This is a genomic window from Ruegeria sp. CG4 (assembly GCF_056537185.1).
The window spans coordinates 1-22,056 of record NZ_JBQFRB010000016.1 but is presented as its reverse complement, the minus strand read 5'-3'; the positions used below and the strand labels follow the sequence as shown (position 1 = coordinate 22,056).

General features: G+C 52.0%; 25 protein-coding genes. 11 read left to right on the top strand and 14 right to left on the bottom strand.

The annotated features are described in order from the left end of the window. Window positions 1-47: 47 nt before the first annotated feature. The gene (locus ACR0J2_RS23595; protein ID WP_171676891.1) at window positions 48-977 is read right to left on the bottom strand and encodes an SdiA-regulated domain-containing protein; all 930 of its coding nucleotides are present in this window, start codon (window positions 975-977) and stop codon (window positions 48-50) included. A 182-nt stretch (window positions 978-1,159) separates the two neighbouring features. Here ACR0J2_RS23595 and ACR0J2_RS23590 point away from each other — a divergent pair, with 182 nt between their 5' ends. Next, on the top strand, window positions 1,160-1,918 hold the full coding sequence (locus ACR0J2_RS23590) for a DUF4956 domain-containing protein (protein WP_170428316.1): 759 nt from the start codon (window positions 1,160-1,162) through the stop codon (window positions 1,916-1,918). Here the strand turns inward: ACR0J2_RS23590 and ACR0J2_RS23585 are convergent, their stop codons facing one another. From ACR0J2_RS23585 to ACR0J2_RS23550, 8 genes are all read right to left on the bottom strand, one after another. Further along, window positions 1,919-2,860 carry a metallophosphoesterase family protein gene (locus ACR0J2_RS23585; protein WP_171676889.1) on the bottom strand — a complete coding sequence of 314 codons (942 nt, stop codon included), beginning with the start codon at window positions 2,858-2,860 and terminating at the stop codon, window positions 1,919-1,921. Continuing rightward, window positions 2,850-4,283 (bottom strand): hypothetical protein, encoded by a 1,434-nt coding sequence (locus ACR0J2_RS23580; RefSeq protein ID WP_480814070.1) that lies wholly within the window; start codon window positions 4,281-4,283, stop codon window positions 2,850-2,852. Before ACR0J2_RS23580 ends, ACR0J2_RS23585 begins: the two co-directional genes overlap by 11 nt. 19 nt (window positions 4,284-4,302) lie before the next feature. Beyond that, window positions 4,303-4,947 (bottom strand): protein-tyrosine phosphatase family protein, encoded by a 645-nt coding sequence (locus ACR0J2_RS23575; RefSeq protein WP_480814069.1) that lies wholly within the window; start codon window positions 4,945-4,947, stop codon window positions 4,303-4,305. Between the two features lie 120 nt (window positions 4,948-5,067). Continuing rightward, window positions 5,068-5,295: a hypothetical protein gene (locus ACR0J2_RS23570; protein ID WP_170709943.1), complete on the bottom strand. Its 228-nt coding sequence runs from the start codon at window positions 5,293-5,295 to the stop codon at window positions 5,068-5,070. Continuing rightward, window positions 5,285-5,590: a hypothetical protein gene (locus ACR0J2_RS23565; protein WP_480814068.1), complete on the bottom strand. Its 306-nt coding sequence runs from the start codon at window positions 5,588-5,590 to the stop codon at window positions 5,285-5,287. The genes ACR0J2_RS23570 and ACR0J2_RS23565 overlap by 11 nt, the downstream gene beginning before the upstream one ends. A 52-nt stretch (window positions 5,591-5,642) precedes the next feature. Further along, the gene (locus ACR0J2_RS23560) at window positions 5,643-6,257 is read right to left on the bottom strand and encodes a hypothetical protein (RefSeq protein ID WP_480814067.1); all 615 of its coding nucleotides are present in this window, start codon (window positions 6,255-6,257) and stop codon (window positions 5,643-5,645) included. Window positions 6,258-6,312: 55 nt separating this feature from the next. Further along, entirely contained in the window at window positions 6,313-6,774 is a 462-nt protein-coding gene (locus ACR0J2_RS23555; protein WP_480814066.1) for a hypothetical protein, read from the bottom strand. Window positions 6,775-6,975: 201 nt separating this feature from the next. Continuing rightward, window positions 6,976-7,275 carry a hypothetical protein gene (locus ACR0J2_RS23550; protein WP_170520114.1) on the bottom strand — a complete coding sequence of 100 codons (300 nt, stop codon included), beginning with the start codon at window positions 7,273-7,275 and terminating at the stop codon, window positions 6,976-6,978. 560 nt (window positions 7,276-7,835) lie between these two features. On the opposite strand from ACR0J2_RS23550, the gene ACR0J2_RS23545 reads away from it, so the two are divergent. From ACR0J2_RS23545 to ACR0J2_RS23525, 5 genes are all read left to right on the top strand, one after another. Then, on the top strand, window positions 7,836-8,351 hold the full coding sequence (locus tag ACR0J2_RS23545; RefSeq protein WP_117870863.1) for a DUF805 domain-containing protein: 516 nt from the start codon (window positions 7,836-7,838) through the stop codon (window positions 8,349-8,351). Between the two features lie 74 nt (window positions 8,352-8,425). Further along, window positions 8,426-9,196 carry a hypothetical protein gene (locus ACR0J2_RS23540; RefSeq protein ID WP_480814065.1) on the top strand — a complete coding sequence of 257 codons (771 nt, stop codon included), beginning with the start codon at window positions 8,426-8,428 and terminating at the stop codon, window positions 9,194-9,196. Continuing rightward, window positions 9,180-9,716, top strand: coding sequence for a hypothetical protein (locus ACR0J2_RS23535; protein WP_480814064.1), 537 nt, complete (start codon window positions 9,180-9,182; stop codon window positions 9,714-9,716). Before ACR0J2_RS23540 ends, ACR0J2_RS23535 begins: the two co-directional genes overlap by 17 nt. A 116-nt stretch (window positions 9,717-9,832) precedes the next feature. Then, window positions 9,833-9,988: a hypothetical protein gene (locus ACR0J2_RS23530; RefSeq protein ID WP_480814063.1), complete on the top strand. Its 156-nt coding sequence runs from the start codon at window positions 9,833-9,835 to the stop codon at window positions 9,986-9,988. 556 nt (window positions 9,989-10,544) lie between these two features. Continuing rightward, window positions 10,545-11,558 carry a LysR family transcriptional regulator gene (locus ACR0J2_RS23525; RefSeq protein ID WP_082643646.1) on the top strand — a complete coding sequence of 338 codons (1,014 nt, stop codon included), beginning with the start codon at window positions 10,545-10,547 and terminating at the stop codon, window positions 11,556-11,558. 159 nt (window positions 11,559-11,717) lie between these two features. Here the strand turns inward: ACR0J2_RS23525 and ACR0J2_RS23520 are convergent, their stop codons facing one another. The 3 genes from ACR0J2_RS23520 to ACR0J2_RS23510 all read right to left on the bottom strand — a co-directional run bounded on the left by ACR0J2_RS23520 (window position 11,718) and on the right by ACR0J2_RS23510 (window position 14,069). Further along, window positions 11,718-12,227, bottom strand: a complete 510-nt coding sequence (locus ACR0J2_RS23520) for a MaoC family dehydratase (protein ID WP_480814062.1) — start codon at window positions 12,225-12,227, stop codon at window positions 11,718-11,720. Window positions 12,228-12,293: 66 nt separating this feature from the next. Then, the gene (locus ACR0J2_RS23515; protein WP_170666545.1) at window positions 12,294-13,085 is read right to left on the bottom strand and encodes a methyltransferase domain-containing protein; all 792 of its coding nucleotides are present in this window, start codon (window positions 13,083-13,085) and stop codon (window positions 12,294-12,296) included. A gap of 63 nt (window positions 13,086-13,148) precedes the next feature. After that, window positions 13,149-14,069, bottom strand: coding sequence for a sulfurtransferase (locus ACR0J2_RS23510; RefSeq protein WP_480814061.1), 921 nt, complete (start codon window positions 14,067-14,069; stop codon window positions 13,149-13,151). Window positions 14,070-14,335: 266 nt separating this feature from the next. On the opposite strand from ACR0J2_RS23510, the gene ACR0J2_RS23505 reads away from it, so the two are divergent. The 3 genes from ACR0J2_RS23505 (at window position 14,336) to ACR0J2_RS23495 (ending at window position 18,230) form a co-directional block, all read left to right on the top strand. Next, the gene (locus ACR0J2_RS23505) at window positions 14,336-15,616 is read left to right on the top strand and encodes a tetratricopeptide repeat protein (protein ID WP_480814060.1); all 1,281 of its coding nucleotides are present in this window, start codon (window positions 14,336-14,338) and stop codon (window positions 15,614-15,616) included. Between the two features lie 385 nt (window positions 15,617-16,001). After that, a complete protein-coding gene (locus tag ACR0J2_RS23500) occupies window positions 16,002-17,648 on the top strand; it encodes a hypothetical protein (RefSeq protein WP_058282237.1) in 1,647 nt (548 codons plus the stop codon). A gap of 207 nt (window positions 17,649-17,855) precedes the next feature. Then, entirely contained in the window at window positions 17,856-18,230 is a 375-nt protein-coding gene (locus tag ACR0J2_RS23495; RefSeq protein WP_170352233.1) for a rhodanese-like domain-containing protein, read from the top strand. Window positions 18,231-18,283: 53 nt separating this feature from the next. On the opposite strand, the gene ACR0J2_RS23490 is transcribed toward ACR0J2_RS23495, so the two are convergent. Further along, on the bottom strand, window positions 18,284-19,156 hold the full coding sequence (locus ACR0J2_RS23490) for a LysR family transcriptional regulator (protein ID WP_058282239.1): 873 nt from the start codon (window positions 19,154-19,156) through the stop codon (window positions 18,284-18,286). 183 nt (window positions 19,157-19,339) lie between these two features. Here ACR0J2_RS23490 and ACR0J2_RS23485 point away from each other — a divergent pair, with 183 nt between their 5' ends. Together ACR0J2_RS23485 and ACR0J2_RS23480 are read left to right on the top strand one after the other, a co-directional pair. Next, window positions 19,340-19,750, top strand: coding sequence for a GFA family protein (locus ACR0J2_RS23485; protein ID WP_082643648.1), 411 nt, complete (start codon window positions 19,340-19,342; stop codon window positions 19,748-19,750). Window positions 19,751-19,781: 31 nt separating this feature from the next. Further along, window positions 19,782-19,976: a DUF1059 domain-containing protein gene (locus ACR0J2_RS23480; RefSeq protein ID WP_058282241.1), complete on the top strand. Its 195-nt coding sequence runs from the start codon at window positions 19,782-19,784 to the stop codon at window positions 19,974-19,976. Window positions 19,977-20,220: 244 nt separating this feature from the next. Here the strand turns inward: ACR0J2_RS23480 and ACR0J2_RS23475 are convergent, their stop codons facing one another. Beyond that, entirely contained in the window at window positions 20,221-21,936 is a 1,716-nt protein-coding gene (locus ACR0J2_RS23475) for an adenylate/guanylate cyclase domain-containing protein (protein WP_480814059.1), read from the bottom strand. Between the last annotated feature and the right edge of the window lie 120 nt (window positions 21,937-22,056).

Sequence of the window (22,056 nt, the reverse complement as noted above, 5' to 3'; positions counted from 1 at the left end):
CAACTTGCGGAAGCTATTGTGGCGATGTGAGCTTCATTCCCCAGCGATCAAAATTTGGGGATATTAAAAACATAGAGCCGCGATTTCTTGGCATCGTCTGTCAGGATGTAGAGAAGCCCTTTGGTCTCATCGAGAGCGATCCCTTCGGGATGTTTAACTTCCTTTTGTTTGCCATCTTCTGAGAACGTCAAACTGATAGACTTTACTGACTTGGATTTTGGATTGTAGACGAAGATCTGACGGCTTTTGTCACTCACAATCCAAAGTGAACGCGAGGACCGAGACCATGCCAGGCCACTCAAATCCAGTTCATTATCATCTACACGTTCGGAGATAAAACCTGCATCGCGGGCTAAAGGAATAATCTCAACAATTTCGTCTAGTTCTGGCGATAACACCATTAACAACCTTGGTTGTCCCTCAATGCCAACAAAGACCCGCCCAGATTCCGGGTCAACGGCGATGCCTTCGGGTCCCTTGTTCAAAGGGTTGCCGACGAGAAATTCAGAGGCGTCCGAGTAGCCCGTGAGAGATGTGAGAGGGATTGTAGTTAGTTGAATGGGGTCTGTCGGGTGAACGACTAGAATTGATCGATCAGTTTCCTGAAGTACTAAAACAGACCCATCTTTTCGTGATGCGACGCCCTCCAGATCTGATCCCGCCAATGAAGGCAGCTTGAATGAGTTTCCTAATGCCCCGTCGATTCCAAGTAGGTGCAGTTTAGGTTCAGCGTCGCTTACTGACCATAAGAAGCCTTCCGCGTTGGACAGAGACAATCCGGAAGGCTCCGAGAAGCCTTCCGATTTATCCGCCACCTTGAAGGAGTCGATGAGAGTCAAACCGGGACTCTCGGCGTGGGCGAGCTCGATCCATGCAAGAAATGCAACAGTAGCGCTTGCAAAAGAAGCTAGTGTTCCAAGCTTGGGGAAGCACCGTGAAAACCCAAGTTTCGACCGAAGCAGCTTGTGTTCTGACATTGGGTTTTCTCGCGCTTGGACCATATCCTTGTATCAGCGTTCGTATCACAGTCCGGACGCGATGTCCGAAGAATGCACGGTAATCTCTTTACCTGATCCCGCCTGTTGCGATTGAATTGAATAGGGCACGATGTGCCTTTGGTGAAGCGTAAGCCTTTGGCGTGAGCAGGAAGGAAGACAAGTTGAATACGACCCTCACATTTGTGACCGTGTTGTTGATGCTGCTGTTGCCAGGTGCTGCGGTGTCACAAGTCGACCCTGCGACGATGCTGGCCGGGGCTTCGGGGTCGGAAATCGTTATCGAACGCCGGTGGACGCAGTTTCGTGGCAAACAGGAACTGTATTTCTTTACTCTCGATGTGATCGTTACGATCATTCTGGCTGGCTTGATCGTCTATCATCCGGTGAGACGTAAAGCCCGTAGAAGTGTCAGCGATATCGTCATGCCGCGACTGTTCTTCCTTTATGCGCTTGTCGGCATGGCGGTTGGGTTTCTGGTCGTACAGCACGGATCGATGATCGGGTTCGTGATTTTTGGAATAGGAGCTCTGTTAAGGTTCCGATCAAATATGGATGACCCGGTCGACACGGTGGAAATGATTATAGTCACCGTGCTTGGGCTGGCGGTAGGGCTGGGCTTGCCCTTGATGGCCACACTGGTGGCGGTTGTATGTTGGTGTTTCATTTGGCTCGGTGGGCGAAACAAGGGCGTGGAAATTTCGCTCAAGGCTTCAAACGAAGAGCACTCATTGAAAGTCAGCGGGGACATTGAAGCCATGGCCGCAGACGCTGGCTGGAAGTTGGTCCGAAAACACCACGTTCCTGGAAAATCTCGCGTTTCTTTGCTTTTCATCACTTCGGGTGGATTGTCGGAAGCTCGGATCGAAGAGATGATAAACGATCTGGTCCCTGAAAAAGTTGAGTTGAAACTCAACCTCTAATCATTTCACAAGGTCTAAGCGCTTTAATACCGCATTCGGGGATCTGATCTCTTTCGGTAGCGACTTGAAGTTTACCGACCTTTCGAAATCGGGTCCACGATATACTGCTATCCCAAATTCTCCGTTTGGCTGGAACGTAACATGAGTGAAGCTGTGAGGTGATCTGGCTTTTGAGCCGATAAGCCGTCGCGGGCCACCTCCCAAACAAGCTTGAGAGACGTAAGCCACGCCGTCTTTCCAACCTGGATAGAAGGCATGATGGTGCCCTGACAAATGCAGTACGACACCGCTTTCCAGGTAGATTTTTTCAAGTGTTGGGTCACCGATGATTTCGCGTTCGCGCTGAATCGCGAAGGGCCAGAGTGGGAGGTGACTGAAAGTGACAATCGGGTCTCCATTTGCCCCCAGTTCCTCAAGTCTGTCCTGCTGGTCGCCGGATAGAGGTCCCAAGGTCGTAGCGTCCAAAGACGCAAACGTTACGCCCTGCATCTCAAAAGCGTAGAAGAACGGGTAGTCATCCGAAACCAGAAAATCGACGTCTGGTTTTCGTGGTATCCATTCCTCTGCGTATATTTTTCTTTCACGCTCGAACCCACGGTACGCAGAGGCATCATGGTTTCCTGGCGTGACCGCAAATGGAATGCCGGCAGCCTCTAAAGGATCTGATACGGCCTCGTGAAACGCCTTCCACATATCCCTGACCTGTTTGTCGGACACGTTGGGAATGCGCTGTCCCGCAACCATATCTCCGGTCGAAATAACCAGATCTGGATCAATCTCGACTATCCGCTTAATCGCTTTGTCGACGCGGGCATCGTATCTTACCGAACCATAGCTTCCGTTCAGATCCGATATGACGATAACATCCAATGCCGCCGCTTTGCAGGCGAGCAGAGCGGTCCAAATGAACACCGCAATAAGAGCAGAACACCTACGGGTCATTACAGTCCAAGGCCCCTACCTCGGTGTCGTTTCTCAAAAAGAATGCGACAGGATCCAAGTCGAACATCAAATCGCCATTTGAACAATTGCTCTGGAGGATGGACGTTGCCAGCGCAGTATTTTTGACAACTTGTGCAATCTGACTGTCTGACAAACCAAAGCTTTGCGATAGCCAGTCATGGATCGGGCCTTGGGTTTGAAGGTCACTATTCAATGCAACCAGGCGTCGATATGTGCTTGGAGAGAAGTGGCGAATTTTCTCCAGCATTTGAGTAGATTTCGCGAAGTTGGCATACTCGACACGCCCACCAGCATCGTTGTCGTTTAGATTGCTGCGACGGATCAATAACGCGTCGGCGGGAACGTCTCCATCGTTTGGTTCATGGTGCTTGGCTTTCTTATGCTTCAGTTTTCCGTCTTCGACCCAATACCAATAGGGTGTGAAGTCTATGTTTCCCACGCGGTCCTGCTGGCTAAAGATAAAATCAAGGAGAACAATCTCGGTAAGCTCTTGCATCCAAAAGGTCATCTGTTGGTCACTGACATCGGGACCGAGATCCTTGTTGATCATCCGGTCTTTACGGCCTTCTTCAACGCCCTCTGCAATGGCCTCTGGCATGGGTTTCGAAGAACGCAAAGCTAAGAAAGCGGGGGTTTCCTGAAAATCGCGGTTCTGACCTTTCCCCCATCCAGATTTGCGTGTGCCGTTGATTTCCGAGCCGTATCTATGCCCAGGACTATCAAGCAGTACACCGTATATTTGCGTTCGATCCGAAGTGAATAAATCGTCGGTTGGCTGGTATGAGGCTGGGTCAGCATCCGCAGCTGCGAAGACCCGCCAGCCTTCATGGTTCATGCGTCCGCCATGAGAGCCACCAGAAATCGCAAGGCCAGGCTCGGCGACCTCGGAAAAATGCGCCTGGGTGTCCATGCTACGCCAAACGGCGACTGGAATTTTTACAGTCGTGTCGAAATATCTGGAGAAATGATAGTAAAGCAGCGACGAGGTGGAAAAGGTTCCACTGGTGCCCTTTTGGTTCATGGTGGATTTGAATTTGGCCACCCTGTCCTTGGCCAGATCTTTCGCCGCCTTCCCCTCTTTGCAAGCGTTTCTCTCGAACTCAGAACGGTTCCCCGTGTAGGGTCCTTCCGAAATATCGTAGACGGCCATTCCTGGGCTGGTGCTCCAGGTTTTCGGGCAAATAGCAATTTCGGAGGCATAGAAATCGATCTCGCAATAGGCTGTCTCTTCCTCAAGATCGCTTTTTTGATACGCGCCCGTTGGAACTTTTTCGATCCGAATGCAGCGTTCCGTAACGCCGTTGGGACTCTCAAATGTCGTGGCTTCACCGAGGACATCGTCGCTCGCCCACAAGGCAGTGGGTGCAATGAAAGCCAGTGACCCCAGAAGATTGAACCTCATTTGGATACTCCTCCCGATATCATTTGGGGCAAATCGCTGCCTGTTGTTCGGTAGAGATCGTCAAATTGGGGTCGACACTGAATTTGGAGAACTTTGAGTCAATCCACTGGTCACACCCGCCTGAACATGGGGCACCGTTACGGGCCTCATTCCAATAATCCTTGGCCCTTTCTTCCGTCCAACCGCAAAACTGAACGAGCGCCATTGCCGACAATGCTCCCGAGGAATGAACGCCCCACATGCAGTGCACCAGAACAGGACCCTTTCTTGGGTTTTCAATCACCTCATGTATGGACGCCATGACGGCACTGGGACGGGAGGATCTGGCGCTCTGATAGTCAAAGGATCCGTTTCCACAACTGGTGCGACCGTATTCAGTGTTTTTGCCAAAGTCGGCATAAAACCCGGTTGAAAACCCTTCACCGCACAGAGTTTCGCGTTGACCTTCACTCAGGCCCGTTCGATCCTTATCGCCACCTTTGAAACCAGAGCGATACAATACTCCGCTTAAAACTGGGCGAAAGAAAGCAACGCCGTCAACGCCTCCGTCGCTACCTTTTGAGAGCATTTGACTGTTGCTTGGACCGCCATTTCGACTGGTTACGTCAGAATTCGCAGCGGTTGCGAGAACACCAATGAATATGAGGGACGTCAAAAACCGCATGCCAGCTCCTTTCTATTTTTCAGCCTGTTATGCTCACACTCTTCCCACTTGGAAATCTATTGGAGCGGCTCAATCTCAGCAGCCTTATCAAGTGCGCGATAGACTTTCCGACGTGAAGCTTTAAATCGGCCACACCAGATTGATGATAAAGACGACCACGAAGTAGGCCAGAAAAACTTTCCAGTTCAATTGGTGTTTGTTTTCTTCGTTTATCACGCCGGCCGATTTCAATGCCAGGTTTGTTACAATTAGAGCGACGATGGTAACCGCCGCATGTGCCAAGTCGAAATGCAAACTAAAGCTCCCTATTGCAGATATTTGATTGATGAAAAATGTGTCAGCAGTCACCTGATGGCAGCATAGTTACATCTGAGTACCTTCCCTCAGACGTCGTGATCCGAGCACAAGCAACAGTATCCTTGTTAAACCAGTACGAGGTCAGCCCTTCGCTGCGGACGAGTTCAAATCCGAGACTCTGGATGCCCATTTCAGCTTGGCCCGCTTTTGCCCCTTCAAATGACGAAAGATCGCTAGAGCTGCCCACAGTTGGTGCACTTGCATCCACTGATCCACCACTGTCGTCGCATGCTGCAAGCGCAGAAATACACGCTGTGCCGATCACCAATAGGACCTTGGGTTTCATCTGTTTTTCCTTCGCTTTTTGGACTTGCGTTCCAGGGTCTCTGATTGATCACCTATTCAATTCCGAAAATTACGTTGTAGCCGACGGAAGAGTTGCTGCGATTGATGACCTCCACAACATGATCACCAGATTGCCAAAGCTGTCCTCGATACTCCTTGTCCGCCGACATCAATCCCAACAGTTCAGAACCATCGGGGTTGCGAATAACGTAGTCCAAGGAGCCATTTCGCGGAGCAACGCGAACGTAGAGGAACTGTTCGTTTTTGGCACCCAGAACGTATTGCTGCGACGCTCCGGGCGCGAGTTCACCAACAAGTTCTGCGCCAGTGGAACCAGAATCAAATTTGACACGTTGGCTACCAGTAGACCCGGCGGCGCCTGCCATGGCTCCACCGCCATCATCCATCGCTTCGACAACCGACATCTCGCCGATGCTTCCATCCTTGTACGCGATGCAGCGCCAAAATGTTCCACCTGCATCTCGCAGCATGACGAGCGTGCCCGCTTCTGAGAACTCTGAGCTTTCAATCGTACCGGACTGACCGTCTGGTCCACCAACCTGCCGCAAATGGTCGATACACGCGTCGTCGGCTTCTGACATTGCAAAGGCAGCTGCGCCCGCGATTGCGAACATGGGTGTGAGGAGTTTGAATAAAACGAGTTTCATCAGATGGTTCCCTGTTGGCTTGTCCTTAGAGATTTGTTCCTTACAAAGCGGAACCTCACTTCGCTTCTCGTAACTTTGACAGAAATTCATCGCATGCCTGTGCGCTGCCGACGATCTCGCCCGTCGTTTCAATTCCTTGCAGTGACGCCATTTCGGAATTTACGCGGTTGAGGATCTGATCCGCTTGCTCGGCGGTGATAAGGTTCTCAGCTTGTGCTCCTTTCAATGTGGTGCAGACACCGGCGGACAAGCCTGTCGCAACGCCGACACCCATCGCGGCCCCACCACCCAAGGTCATCGCCCCAACGACGCCGAGGACGAGCCCGATCACAATTCCCAAGATCACTTTTCCCATGTTTTCCTCCCTTTTGGTGAGACAGAGCTCCACCTTCATTTCTGGTGTAAACTGCGAGCCCATCTGCAAATGAAAACCAGCGCCAAAATGTTGAGCATCGGAGCAATCGCTGCAAACCACGGCTTGGCGGACTCCGAAATTAAGTCCGCTACAAGTATCCAAGGTAGTCCCAACGGCAGTAGGTACACTCCGGACAAAGGGTCTCGTTCCTGTCCCAACCAGCCAAATGTGCCTGTCAAGAATGCAACCAACGCCAACAGGTACAGGACCGCGAATACGATGATGGTGGTTCTACAAACCAAGTCGAGCCTCAGCAGATCAAGCCAGTGCTGCGCAGCCGTTTTCAGCTACGCAGCAGACAGGTCACAATGCGCCTTCGTCGCCCAGGAACTCGATACCAGCTGTCGCGCCATCACTGTAAGCAATGCAATTCCAAGGAGCACGATCCTCGCCAACGCCGACTGTGACCTGTGTTCCCGCCTCGCTAAACGCAGATGAGAGCACCACGACTTGCGAATTGTTCGTCGTGTTGGCTACATCTCGCAAACACGCCTGCTGAGCCGGCGTGAGTTCGGCGGACGCACTGGATGTACTCGTCTCGTCGCAGGCCGCAAGCAGTGCGAAACATGTCGCGCCTGCAATCATCACCATCTTGTTGGACATTTTCTTCTCCCTCTTGTTCCCATGAAATTATTGAAATTGGATGCGCTTGTTTGAAGCTCTCGCGTCTGTGCAGCCAATAGAACATACCTCGATCCTGTGACCATCTTACCCAAAACTTGCCGCGGGGGGCTTGGTCGGCGGGACGATATTTCGTTGACTATCGGGGCCGACAATAACGTGTGAAGGCCGAATGACGTCACTGGCAAATGCTAGAGCAAACTCTGGAAAGAGGGCGAGTACGTTAAGTCTGAGCATCGCGTCCTCCCAGCGCTCAATCAATGTAAAGTGCCTTCCGACCGCCAGCACTCACTCCAGCAGTCGGAAGGGCTCGGCACAGCGAGCAGCAACGACAACAACGGAGGTAAAATAAAGTTGTGTCGAATTCGCATGTTTGAATCTAATTTCTCATAAATCAATGTTTTTTCTGCGCGTAAATTTCTCTACGCTCTCGTACGATAGGCCTCTGCGTTCAAACAAAAAAGTAAGTGGGAGCTGCGAGTGTGTTCCCCTGAGTGGCGAAGCGATTTGAGGCCGCACAGAAACAATGAAGGGATTGAAAAATGGGATTTGGTGAAGCCGTTAAAACGTGTTTCTCGAAATACTTCCAGTTTTCCGGTCGGGCTATACGCTCAGAATACTGGTGGTTCTTCTTGTTTGTGGTTCTCGTGAGTGCGGCTTTAGCTGTGCTGGATACGATCCTATTCGGGACCAACCCTGAAACGGGGCAGGGATCACGGGTTTTGTCCTCTGTTTTCCAACTGGCCGTTCTCATACCTATGCTGGCCGCCGGTTGGCGGAGGCTGCACGATACAGGACGACCTGGCTGGTACTTGCTACTGCCGATGGCGCTCAGCATTGTAACTCTTTTTGTTATGCTGGGTGGGGTGGCGTTCTTCTCGGTATTGGAGCAAGGGACCGAAAACCCCGATGCATTGCGAGGACCTGCGGCCGTCCTGGGCGTGACCGGCATTGTTGTTGTCTCAATTCTTCAATTGGTTCTGTCCATCCTGATGATCTGGTGGCTGACGCGACCTTCCCAAGAAGGCGCAAACGAATACGGCGCACCTGTTTCCTGATCTGGTTGCCCGAGTAACGGGCCGGAAACTCTGGCTGAATGACAGTACGAACCACAACACCATGGAGAGAGAAAATGAGTTTCAAATCGATTTCCATTGGAATGCTACTGATGGCAGGAGCGACCACAGCATCAGCGGAGTGGTCGTTCAACTCCGGGCCTAATCCCAATGCGTTTATTCAGACCGGAAACATGACCCTGGAACTTCAGTGTAACCGTATCCGCTTCGCTCCGGCTGGATATGAGGACAGCCAGGACATTGTGGAAAAGCAGGGGCTCTCCATTCGATTTTTGAAGAACGGCACCACCGAAGTTGGGGCATTTCAGGTTGGCGCAGAAAACGCTGCCGTCCAGATCGTCGACAACTATCCGGTCGAGGTCAGTTTCAATAGTCAAGAGGACTATGGTTTTGTACTGGCCCAGCTTGCGGCCAATGCATCGGTTAATCTGTCGATGATTGATCAAGATGTCAGCTACGGAATCTTTGACTTGAAGGGTTCCAGCGCGGCAATTCGGTCCCTTCGTTCCGCCTGCGAGTCAGATATTAACCAGGGGGCCTCCTACGAAGCGCCCGAAGGCATCGTCTATTGTGGTGGCGGGGCGATAGAGCGCGTGATCGAACCCGTAATTTTGGACAATCCAGAGGAGGAGTGGGACGCGAGAGTAACGGTCAACGGCGAGTCGATCAGAGCCATGACAGCCTACAGCTACTTCGGAAACTCTGAGCCACCGGCCGGATTTATCGTCGCCCTTCTTGGGGAAGACAGGTCCGAATTTCTGATTTTTAACGAAGGCTCGGCAAACTGGCTGGAATATGGGGACTACAGGTATGATCAGTGCAATTGATACCTCCTTCCAACCAGCTTCCCAAATAGCGCGTCAGATGAAATGTTTGGTCGCCGGGGTTATGCTTGCTTCGGGCATTGTTTGGACCTCACCAGCTGTCGCGGCTGATGTATCGCAACTTCCGCCCGGTTTGCAGGCGAAGGTTGATCTGGCGGCACGAGCCTGCACGGAGTTCAACAACGGTCACTTTGACTTAGATTGGGGCGCGGTTGAAAGGGTCGATCTCGACGGAGATCTACAACGCGACTGGGTTTTGAATGAGTCTGGTTTTGCGTGTTCGAGCGCCGCATCTCTTTACTGCGGAACTGGCGGATGCATGTCGCACTTCTTGATTGAAGAGGAGGTTCAATCCTTGCTCAACCAGGGCTGGACGGTTGTTGATTTTGGGCGTCAACGCGTTGTTGTTGCGGATATTCATGGATCCAATTGCGACGGAATAAACCCAACGCCTTGCGTCACCGCCAGTGTTTGGGATGCGGATGCTAAAACGTGGCGCTCGTCTGCTGGCGATTGGGAGTAAGCTGCATTTGAGAATTGCAGATAAGCCATAGGAGCTGGTTTGTTCGATGGGTTCTCTGTAGCATGTAAACTTAAGGGAAAATTGTGCATAGCTATGCGCAAATACCGCGCAGAGTTATGGGCAATCTTTCAAGATTTTCTTCAATGAAATCAATTTTGGGAATGCAGCGTTATGAGCGCACCTACAAGCAGTTGTTGATCCCGCAGTTGCGCAATCGTGGTTTGATGAGCAGCTCAGCCTTGCAAGGACTGGACGCTTCTTCTTTTCGATGACCCAATTTGTCGTCGTGGTGCGCAAAAAGGGGTGATTGAGCTAAGTAAATCGGCCTAGGTTCTTTCGCGGGCTTCATGAAAGTCGCGGTTCAAGAGACCCCCATTGGTGTCACAGGCGCCCCAACAGGTGCTGCAAATCCTTTGTCCATACTTAATTGTCGTCGGTGAAGTCCCAAGGAAGTGCCAGACGTGCAGGCATTGATCAGACGTTCGAACGACCGCAGCGATAGGCGTGATGACAGAAGGTCTCGTATTGGTACTTACTCAATGGCGACAACACAGGTGCGTGGCTGTCACTTCCAGCTTGCAGCTGTATTTGGCGTGATCTAATCGCCCTGTTCGGCCGATTGTCACCAAGTGTTTTCAGAACCTTTCTGGATACAGACTCATCATGTTCTGAACGTCCAGCTCACTCGAAAACGCGTCCGGATTATTCCAGATCACCTCATTTATATAGTCGCGTTCCGAGTGAAGATCATTGTCCGTAAGCCGCGGTTTCCGGGTTTCGGGGAAGGCTCTTTTGGTCCAACCGAACAGTCCACCAAATACGGTCCAGATGCTGGGTGACATTGTATGGGAAGCCATCTCATGGTCCTTTCCGAGTTACTTGTGCTGTCGCAACAACAGTAACTGTTCACCTGTTTTTCTGGTATCCGGCACAAAATTGTGCTGTTCTACAAAAATGAAGAACGGGTTCCGAAATTGGTCGGATATTCGTGTGTTCCTCTCTGTCTTCAGAGAAGGGTCGACGCTTGCGGCCTCCAGAAAGCTAAAGGTCTCCCAACCAACGGTTGCCCGACGCATTGATGTTCTCGAAAGAGAAACAGGCTTGACGCTTTTTGAGCGCGGTACGCACGGGTTCAAACCGACCCCAGAAGCCCTTCGCCTCGTTCCCCTCGCCGAAGCAATCGAGACTTCAGTCCTTGAATTTGTCGATTGCGCGAAAGAATTGACGTCGACACAACCCATCCGTATCACCGCTTATTCGGCAAATTTCTCCGCACGCATGATCGAAATCGTAAACGAGTTTTCCGCCGTCAATCAGGATGTCGCATTCGAGTTTTTGTCCAGCGTTCGGGCGCTGGACCTGATGGCGGGCGAGGCCGACATTGCTTTGCGCCTTGCAAGAACCGATCCCGATCCTGACCTGATCTGTCGTAAGATCAGCACGGCCCGCTGGTCTTTGTTCGGCAGCAGAAACTACGCGGACAAATTTGGCTTACCGGGGTCAACGAATGATCTGGCCGGGCATCAGTTTGTTACCTTTCAGCGGGACGATGTGCCAAATGTATTCCACGAATGGTTGACCAATCACGTGGAGCCGGACCAGATTGTCATGTCTTTCACTGAACTGGAGCTAATGCATGCGGCGATCAGGTCAGGGCAAGGCCTTGGGATCAGCAATGTCAAGCTGGTGGAAACAGACATGTCTTTCATCCGATGTTTCGACGAAATCCCTGAACTTGCGGTGCCGCACCTAATGCTCATTTCGCCGGAAGCCTATCGTCGGCCAGAGGTTAGAGCCTTCGTTAAGTTCTTCGCACCTCGCTATGCGGCAATCTACAAGTAGTTATTTATGCAAAAAGGATTGAGAACACGCGAACAAACTAGTTTGCATGTACGCCACGACCGCAGCAATAGAAGCCTTATGTGGCGAGCCCAAGGATACTCTTGAAGATGACAAGGGGAGATCAAATTGATCGCCGCGCCCCAGTCGCTGCAAACCGCCTTAACTCCGACATGCCATCACGTGGTGCATGACCAGGTTAAGAACTTCAACATCGTTCTGGTTAAATGTCTGGTATCGGAATTTGACCGTTCCCCGGTCTGGCTTTGAACGTGACGGTGTAATTGCCTCAACCGTGACGCGCACGCTGATCGTGTCACCGGAATACACCGGAGCCAGCCACCGTACCTCGTCCATACCATGTCCACCCAGATTGGTGCCGGTAAGTACACCAGTGTCGCGGAACAACCTGAAAGTAAGCGCTATTGTTTGAAATCCACTGGCGATGAGACCGCCGAACATCGACTCTGCGGCAGCCACTTTGTTAACGTGGAAGGGCTGCGGGTCATGAACCAGTGCGAAGTCAATAATCGCTCCCTCGGTCAGCGTAACGCCTCCGGTTTCGAAGGTTTCGCCAACCGACAAATCGTCGATGTATTTTCCGCTAGCCATGGCAAAAGTATAGTTTGATGCAGACTCAACCGTCAACGCGGAGCCAGGCTCGGCCGCCACTAATGCCGCATTATCTTTCGGCCATGGCAAAGATCGTATTGGAGAACTGAGCCAGTGGTCGTTGACCTATACCGCGGCGACAAAAAGGTGCGCTTCTTGCGGTACGTGCAATACGCCTTTTTTGTCATATCTAGACAAAGCGTCTGCAACCTCTTCCACGACCTTGTTGGTGACGTCAGCACCTGCATCCCTAAGATCAGTTTCGATTGGCAGCGCCATGATTTGCGCACGAAGGTCAATAAATCTTCGCTCTAGTACCAATGGCTCGTGACGAGCTATCTTGAAGCCTGCATCGACCAACAACTTAGAAATGAGGTCCCCATCTCGAAACGAAAAAGGCGCTCTGGCTTTTACTGCGGCATCTGTTCCAACATGCCGTTCGAGAGCTTTTGCAAGCGCTCCATTGAAGGGCGACACTGCGCGCCAACATGTCAAAAATAGCTGACCGTCATTGCGTAAGATCCTATGAACTTCCTGCAAAGCGGCGGATTTGTCGGGGAAGAACTGAAGCCCCTGTTGTATGAAGGCATAGTCAAACGTAGCATCTTCGAAAGGTAACTCGGTTACATCTGCTGCATACCACTCGAGCACATGACGACAATCCGGCTGATTGGACTGCGCGACTTCAATCATAGTTTCGTTCAGATCTACGCCAACAACCCGGCCTTTGCCCGTCAGTTTCCTTGCAATCTCTCGCGTCAAAGCCCCGGTGCCGCATGCGATGTCGATAACACAAGTGCCGCTTCGAAGCTGAACCTTCTGCATTGTTGCTTCAGCCAATGGGCCGAACATCGCAGGCACACTATGGTTATTGTACTTCTGCGCAGCCTCTTTGGTCAGCCGGAAATTGTCCGTCATCAAAATATCCTCCTAGCAACGCGTCAATAATTGGACCACCCAAAGTGACCCAAAATCGTAATCTCACGAGGTTTCAACCGGAAGGCTCTCATCGGCGCTCCACTCAGCCCATGAACCATCGTACAGGCGGGACTTTTCGAACCCCATTTGGCGCAACGCAAGGAGCCCACAAGAAGCAGCTATGCCACGGCCGCAATAGGCGATGACCTCATCGTCAGTTTGAATTCCCTTGTCCTGATAGTGCTTGAGGAGCTTGGAATGATCCGCCAACTTGAATGAACCACGTTCCTTTAGTTTGGCTGCACGTTCGGCAATGGGTATGTGTGCCAAATCCGGATCGATGTTCGATATCGCCGGTATGTTGACGGCACTGGGAATATGTCCCGAGCGACCTCCCCATGTGTGAACTCCGTCGCCTCGGAAGAGGTTGTTTGGTAGAAAGTCCACAATTCTGACTCCGGGCTTACCCATCGCATCCAAGACATCAGCTTTGCGGGCAATCCAATTGCTCTGCACTGTTGGTTCAAAGTCACCATGCTCAACGGTTAGATCGCCAGTTTCAGTGGGTCGACCTTCGAGTTTCCATTGCTGCAAGCCGCCGTCCAAGACCTGCACGTTTTTATGGCCATAGTGCGAAAGTGCCCACCAAAGACGCGCAGACGCCAATGGAAGCCCGGAGTCGTCGTAGACCACGACATGACTGTCGTCGGAAACACCCAACTCGCGCATCCTTTCCCCGAAGTCCTCTGGGCCGAGCATCATGTCGGGAGTGTTCTGAGTGCTGTCTGCAAGCTCCGTCGACATGCCAACATACACGGCGCCAGGAATGTGCTCGGCCTGGAACTCGCTCCTATCGTCATAGGCTACGCCCTTGCCGTTTTCCTCCCTAAACTTCCAGCGAACATCAATGATGCGTAGTTTCGGGTCAGTCAGGTTATCTGCCAACCAAGCCGTATCAATGAGCGGGCGAGTTGGGGTTGTCATACCTACGTTCTCCTCTAACCGGACGCGGGTCGAGCCGTATGGAATAATCCCCAAAATTGCTTTCGGAGTCCAATTTTGGAAAATCGAGATTTGATGAAGCAACTTTGGTTTGAACGGTATTTCGATGATTTCGTGAGACTTCTGAAAGAAACGGATGCTGAAGTCATGGCGCCTCGTAACGTCGATTTCCTTTGACTCGTATATGGCTAGGCATGCTCATAAAGCTCACTGACGGACAGGATTGGTACAGATAGTGGAAGGTTTGGATGCTTGAAGATCGGTATGGAAGCCCGCTAACGACCACATCACAAACTGCGCGAGACGCCTACGTTGAAGGCATCGACCGTTTTCTGGGTGCTTTTGATGATGTTGAAGAAGCCTACCGTTCTGCAATGCGGGCAGATGATAGTTTTGCTATGCCTTATGTTGGCCTTGCACGCTACCTTGTTACTGTCGGGCGTGGACAAGATGCAAAGCGTGAAATAGTCGTCGCAAAGGAACTGTCGCATGGCGTCAGCCCGCGCGAAGCCGCCCAGATCGACATTATCAGCGATCTCATTGAGGGGCGTGCACCGCAGGCCTACAGGCGCATCCGAGATCACGTCACAGACCATCCGCGAGATATTTTGCTTGCTCAGACATGTACCAGCGTATTTGGCTTAATTGGGTTTTCAGGTCAGGCTGGACGCGAGGCGGAGCAGCTTGCGTACACAACCCTGTTGAAGCCACACTATGGCGACGACTGGTGGTTTCTCTGCCAGCATGCATTTGCCCAGATGGAGGCCGGACAGATCGGCCCGGCCGCGGAAAACATCGAGCGCGCGCTTGAGTTGAAGCCAGACAGCGCACACAGTGCACATGTCAGGGCCCATCTCTACTATGAGAACGGGGAGACGGACGCTGGCTACGCTTATCTGCGCGAATTCTGGCAAGACTATCCCTTCACAGCGTATTTGCACTGTCATCTCAGCTGGCACGTCGCTCTGTGGGCGCTTGAGAGCGGCGATGTGGCAGGTATGTGGAAGCTGTTCGATGATTATGTTTCCCCCGACCGACCTCCTGCGCCACCACTGAACGTTCTGACTGATAGTGTGGCAATTGTTCACCGCGCCTTTTTGGCTGGCGAGCAAATTCCTCAGGAGCGTTGGCAACAACTCAGCGACTATGCTGTTCAGTTCTTTCCTTCACCCGGTTTGGCTTTTGCGGATGTTCACGCGGCTCTTGCGCATGCGATGGCTGGAAACAGAGAGCGTCTGGAAACAACCATTGACGGCGCAAAGGGACCCGCAGGCCCCACCGTTGCCTCAGTCGCAGGCGCATTCCGCGCGCTTGCGGATGGAAATGCGGATGAAGCGATTGAGAAATTCGTAAGTGTCATGTCTGAGCACGAACGCCTTGGCGGCAGCCGGGCGCAACGCGACATTATTGAGTTTTCATTGGCGCATGCGCTGGCAATTTCGGGACAATCGAATGAAGCTCGACGCATTCTCAACATGCATCGACCGCATACCTCTCACGACCATGCAGTTGCCACGCTAGAAGGATAGGGTGCCCGCATTTTTGACGCCCGCAATGTGCGCAAATTACACGTTTTCAACGCCAGTTAGAACAGAAGCTGTCGCACGACGTTACTAGGCCCCAAAAGTGTTGGTTGGCGGAAAAGACCAATCTGACTGCTAACATCAGCTTTCTCAAAAGCCCGTCTTAGGATTGTGCGAGCGGTGTTTGTGGTCTTGTCGGTGGGCTACTGTGGAGGGATTGGACGACGCGTCACTCACGCGGCCAACAAGTTGATCAGTCGCCAAGAAGAGTGCTTCGATCAAATGGAGTTCAAATAAGATGGGTCTATGCCTTGGATCGGCTTTGATGTCGCTAGTATCGAGAAACAGCCCATTGTGGTAATCTCCTACCTTTAATTAGGGGGTTATTGTGATGGAATACTATGATCTAGGTAGCTACAGCCGAAGGATCACAACCTCGTCGGACGAAGCCCAGCTTTGGTTTGATCGTGGTTTGGCTTGGACTTACGCGTACAACCACGAAGAAGCGATTGTATGCTTTCAGAATGCCGTGGCTGCGGATCCAAATTGCGCAATGGCGCACTGGGGCATCGCGTATTGCATTGGGCCGAACTACAACAAGCCCTGGGAAACATTCGAAGAAGACGAGAAGCCTGACTGTATCGCCTTGGCAAAAGCGTCAATCGAGGCTGCTGCGTCATTAAAGGACAAACTGACGCCTGTTGAACGCGCGCTCATCGAAGCCATTCCAGCGCGTTATCCATCCTCATCGGATATTGAGGATTTCAGCCCCTGGAATGATGCCTTCGCTGATGCGATGCGAAAGGTTCACTCCGAATTCGATCAGGACCTGGACGTGTCTGCGATTCTGGCCGAGTCGCTCATGAACCGCACACCTTGGCAGCTTTGGGATTTGCCGACCGGAAAGCCCGCCGAAGGGGCCGATACACTTGAAGCCATAGCAGTCCTCGAAACTGCATTTGATACACTCCCCGGAGCATGGGAACACGCAGGGCTCCTGCACATGTACATTCACCTGATGGAAATGTCGCCAAATCCTGAGCGAGCCCTTCGCCATGGTGATGTGCTCAGCACGTTGGTGCCTGAAGCCGGGCACTTGCTTCACATGCCCACCCATATTGACGTCTTGTGTGGAGATTACATGAACGTTGTGTTGCGTAATCACAAAGCCATCTTGTCAGATCGAAAGTTCCTGGAACGCGAAGGCCCTGACAACTTCTATTCCGTTTACAGGTGTCATAACTACCACTTCAAAATCTACGGAGCGATGTTTTTGGGGCAGCCAACGGCGGCACTGGAAGCTGCTGATGAGCTTGTCGAAACTTTACCTTCAGAGACACTTCGGCCAATGGCTGATTGGTTCGAGGCGTTCATTCCTATGAAACAACATGTATTGATCAGGTTTGGACGCTGGCAGGCTATCCTTGATCAGGATTTACCTGAAGATGCGGAGCTCTACAGCGTCACTATCGCCATGATGCGGTATGCAAGGACGGTTGCCTTGGCCAACCTACACAGGGTCGCTGAAGCCGAGAGTGAAAAAGCCAAGTTCTATGATGCTCTAGCCAGAGTTCCTGAGACCCGAATGCTGTTCAACAACACATGCCGGGACATTCTGAAGGTCGCTGAGCAAATGATGCTGGGTGAGTTGGCCTATCACACAGGAGAGCAAGAAACGGCCTTTGACCACCTGCGAAAGTCAGTCGAGATCGACGACAACTTGCCATACGACGAGCCCTGGGGCTGGATGCAACCCACCCGTCATGCGCTGGGTGCTCTTCTTCTTGAACAGGGCCAGATGGAGGAAGCCGAAGCTGTTTACCGTGCAGACCTTGGCCTGGATGCAACGCTTAGCCGGGCCTGTCAGCATCCGGGCAACGTCTGGAGCCTGCATGGCTTGCACGAATGTCTCGCCCGGCGCGGTGAAACGGTCGAAGCCGCCCACATTAAGCTACAACTGGACAAGGCCGCTGCCCGCGCCGAGGTGCCGATAAAGGCGTCGTGTTATTGCAGGCAGAAGGCGTTGGCCGCCGAGTAATCTCGGATCAACAGCAATGGCTGGGGCAATTGCGAGGCCCGCTTCTGCCGTTGATCGGGACTTGTTTAACTTCGTTGATGGCAACCGTCTGGGCGACCACAAGACCGGCAATCATCGCTTGGATGCCGTTTTGCGGTAAATCAGCCGCATGGTAGCATCGCGTAGGATTTGCAGTCGGGGGGCAACATGGTCTTAACATTCGCACAAATGGAAACTCAGGAAATATCCAAAGCAAATCCAATTTCAGCAACTGACGCGCTGGCAGTACTGATCGAAGACCCCAACGCACTTGTGGTGGACGTAAGGGATAGCGCTGAAATGGCGGCCACAGGTATCAGCCCGAGAGCAATTCCGGCTCCTGGTCGCGCCGTCGCTTGGATGGCAGACCTTGAAAGTGAATACAGATCTCAAGAGTTACAGGATCGTGGAAGGCGAATTTTCACCACTTGTGGCGGAGCTCCGAGCTATCGAGGCGCGGCAGCGGCAAATGTATTGACTGCGATGGGTTTTCAAAACGTGCAGTTCATCGATGGAGGGATGGCGGCTCTGATCGCAGCGGGCTCCTCTACAAAGCAGCCTTAAAAAAGGCGAAACCAACGGTGTTGAGCCAACACGCAGGGGTCAATAGAAGCTTCTCAGCTTGCAGAGTTGTGTCTCGATACGACTTGCGACTGAGATTTTAGCCAATTGACGAAAACCTTAGCCTCGGGGCGCTGAAATTCTGCCTGCGTCTGGATGTAATAGACGCCGAAGAGAGGCTCAGAGAACAATTCAGTCATCCGACCAGATGATAGATCGTCCTCGAAAAAAGCTCTGGCGGTATACGTGATACCGTCACCCCGGCGAACCGCAGTCATGATCAGGTTCCCCGGCATGTGATTTATGGTCAATGGTTCGGCAGGAATAACCCCGTGATAGGTGAACCAGTCAGCCGCCTCGTTGGTGCCCAGTTCCTGCAACCAGGGCAGCTTCGTTAAAGAGGCCGGGTCACGCAGATCTTGGCCTCCCACCAGTGAAGGTGCCCCGATCACGACCATGTCGGAAACAAGGACAGTATCCTCTTCTTTTCTCGGCATGCGTCTGTCGTGATACCGAATGGCGACATCGATACCACCTGGTCCTATCTGAACCAGTTCCGAAGTTGGGTTCAGCATCAAAGTGATCTCTGGATGTTCACGTTGAAACTCTGCCATTCTCGGCAATAGCCACTCCACCGCGAATGCGGGTGACATTGTCACTTGAACGGGGCGCTGCGCTGTGTGTTCTGCCAGTCGTTCGACACCCCTTCCGATAATTTCAAAGCCGATACCCAGTTCACGTGCAAGCATGATGCCTGGCTCGGTCAGCTCAATGCTGCGCCCACGTTTAGCAACGAGAGCTACACCCAAATGTCTTTCCAACGATTTCACCTGCTGGCTGACAGCCGCTTGGGTAACGTTCAAGCGTTCAGCCGCCACGGTGTAACTCCCTGCTTCCGCAACTGCTGAGAAAGCGCGCAAAGCGTTCATCGGGGGAAGGTGCAACCAATCCATACTGTAGTTTTTCTAAAGCTTTGTTAGACTATTTGAGTCGCATGATATCGGCATTCTTGACATTATTCACAGTGAAATCTGTTCTAAAATCATGAGATATTAGAGCAGATGCCTCATTATCGATGTAAACCTAGCCGTACGTCATGAGAGCTTGATACGATGAAAAAAATTCAAGGTGGATGTTACTGTGGTGCTGTTCGATACCAGATCGCGACACCACCTGTCTGGTCGGGGCATTGCCATTGTCGTTCATGCCAAATGGCCCTTGGTGGCGCCTTTGCAACTTGGGCTAAGGTAGCCGCCGAAGACTTCGCCGTTATCAAAGGCGAAATCCAACACATTGAGAAAACTTCGGGTATTCGCCGCGGGTTTTGTCGGGACTGTGGAACGACGTTGACCTATGCCGCCCTAAATGAAGTTGAGGGCCAAGACTGGAGCGCTGACGCTTGGTTTTCTGCTGTAACGTTGGACGACCCATCGATTGCGCAACCCAAGGCCCACATCTTCGTGTCACATCAGCAGCCATGGATAAAACTCGACGACGGGCTGCCGACGTTTCCTGAGTTTTAAGCAACTTTTCGAGCGAACGGAGAAGAAAGCGATGAACACTGTTTATTCATATGCCTGCAATGATTGCGAGGGCATGGAGGCCTGCCCAGGCAAAGTGGTTGCAGCGACCAAGGACGAAGTCTGGAAGCTCATGGAACTGCACGCGGTGGTCGCCCATGGAGAGGACCCCAGCTCGTGGGATGCCGACACTCGAGAATATCTGGAAACACTGATAAAGCCCGCGTGATCAAATAAATTAAGCTTCAAGTTCCTACGGATAATCGGCCAAAACTATCAACTTGGTTTGTTTAACCGCGAAGGGCAGCTTTCCTCCGCAGCTGGGAAATTGCTAGGCCCATTTGTGAGTATCCGGTTTGGGCTGCGGCCTACCGCCAAGGCGCCTAGAAGCGCAAGGCCATCACGAACCCAAATCGGAAACGTGTGAGATTGGTTTCCATCACAAACCATCCTGCTACAGCGAAACCCTGCTTCTATTCAGGCAAACCGGCTAGTCGCAAAGACGCACAGTCTTTCTCCAGCCTTTTTCTGTCAGAGAAAAGTTGAGTATTCGCCCAGTCCGATATGGAAAACTGAGGGCGGTATTTCATCACATTCCGTGCTTCATCGCGAGCGGCCTCAAGGTTCTCCGTCTCTACATGGACGATTACGAGGTCGAGGTGACCAAAGCCTTCAACCCTTTGACCATATTCGGTGAATGCTTTCTTGGCTTCCTCGTATTGACCGTCGAGTCGAAGGGCTAAACCCAGAACGCCTGCGTACCAACCTGGATAGTGAGGGTTCAGGGTAATGGCTTGTTGTGCGACTTGGATCGCTTCATTTGCCTGTCCATTGAAAGCTAGGGTGATTGACAGTCTGGCAGCCACGTCAGCGTGGTTTGGATTCAGCGCTAGTGCCTCGTTGAACTTCTCGATAGCCGAAACCAGCTTGCCATCGATTGCATCCGCAAAACCCGCAATAGCGTGAGCCTCTGGGTTGTAGCTGTCTATTTCCAGAGCCCGCTGAGCGCAGTCACGAGCCTCCGTTAGCGCGGCACGCCGGTCAGCAACAAATCCATGTCGTGCTTCGACAGTGCAAATGAATCCCAAAGTACAATACGGAGCCGAGTAACCCGGGTCGAGTGCAATTGCCTGTTGTGCAAATCGGCGAGCGTCGGCCTGAGCTTCCCTGGTAATTCTGCGCGAAGCCTCAACGGCCTTTAGTTGAGCAGTCCACGCGCCTAGGTTATTTGTGCCGGATCCTCTGAAACGAGCCATTTCTCCCGCCAACAGTTCGACTTGAAGCTCGGTTGCAATCCTAAGTGCGATTTCATCCTGAACTTCGAATACATCTTCAATGAGGCGATCATAGCGGTCTGCCCAAATATGCATGCCGGACTTTGCATCGATTAGCTGTGCTGTGATCCTCACCCGGTTACCGCTTTGACGGACACTTCCCTCAAGAACAAGATCGACACCCTGCTCCAGACCGACCTGTTTCACGTCAACGGAGCGACCTTTGTAGACGAATGTAGAGTTACGCGCGACGACCAGTAAATTCGGGAGTTTTGATAAAGTGGTGATGATCTCTTCGGTAATTCCATCTGCAAAAAACTCCTGATCGGGGTCAGAAGAAAGATTATCGAAAGGTAAGACGCCGATTAGCAGAGACTTTGTATGGCTAGCCGGAGTTACTCGCGGTGGGGCAGAACCTGGCGGCGACCATTGGAAAACTTCTATTGGTGACGGCGCGTTCTTAAACTGTCGCTCTCCAGCGCGATAAAATTGCTCAGCGAGGCGCTCGTCAAGGCTGCGATGGACGACATCTGAAATTAACACAGCCCCTTCGTTGGAAGCCTCTTGTAGACGTGCAGACAGATTGATGCCATCGCCGAAAATGTCATCGTCGTCGAATACGACATCTCCAAGATGCACACCCACTCGTAGTTTCAATGAGGACTGAGTTGACACCTGGCTTTGAAGATCAAGGGCGCATCGTACTGCATCAGATACCGAGTTAAACTCGACTATCCATCCATCACCCATCCTCTTAACGACATTACCTCGATGATCGCTAACCAAAGGATCAAATAACTCTCGACGTAGAACACGAAGTTCGCTGAGAGTCCTATTTTCATCTGCCTTAATCTGGCCTGAGTAGTTTACTACATCGGCCGAGAGTACTGCGGAAAGTCTGCGGTCTCCATTCATGTCTATTGGTAGCGCAAATTACGCTGCTTGGAAAAGACAACATGATTTTCTGAACGTCGCGCATGTCGTAGTGAATGGCTTAGTGCAAAACTGAAAAGCGTGACTGTGAATGTCTGCTTC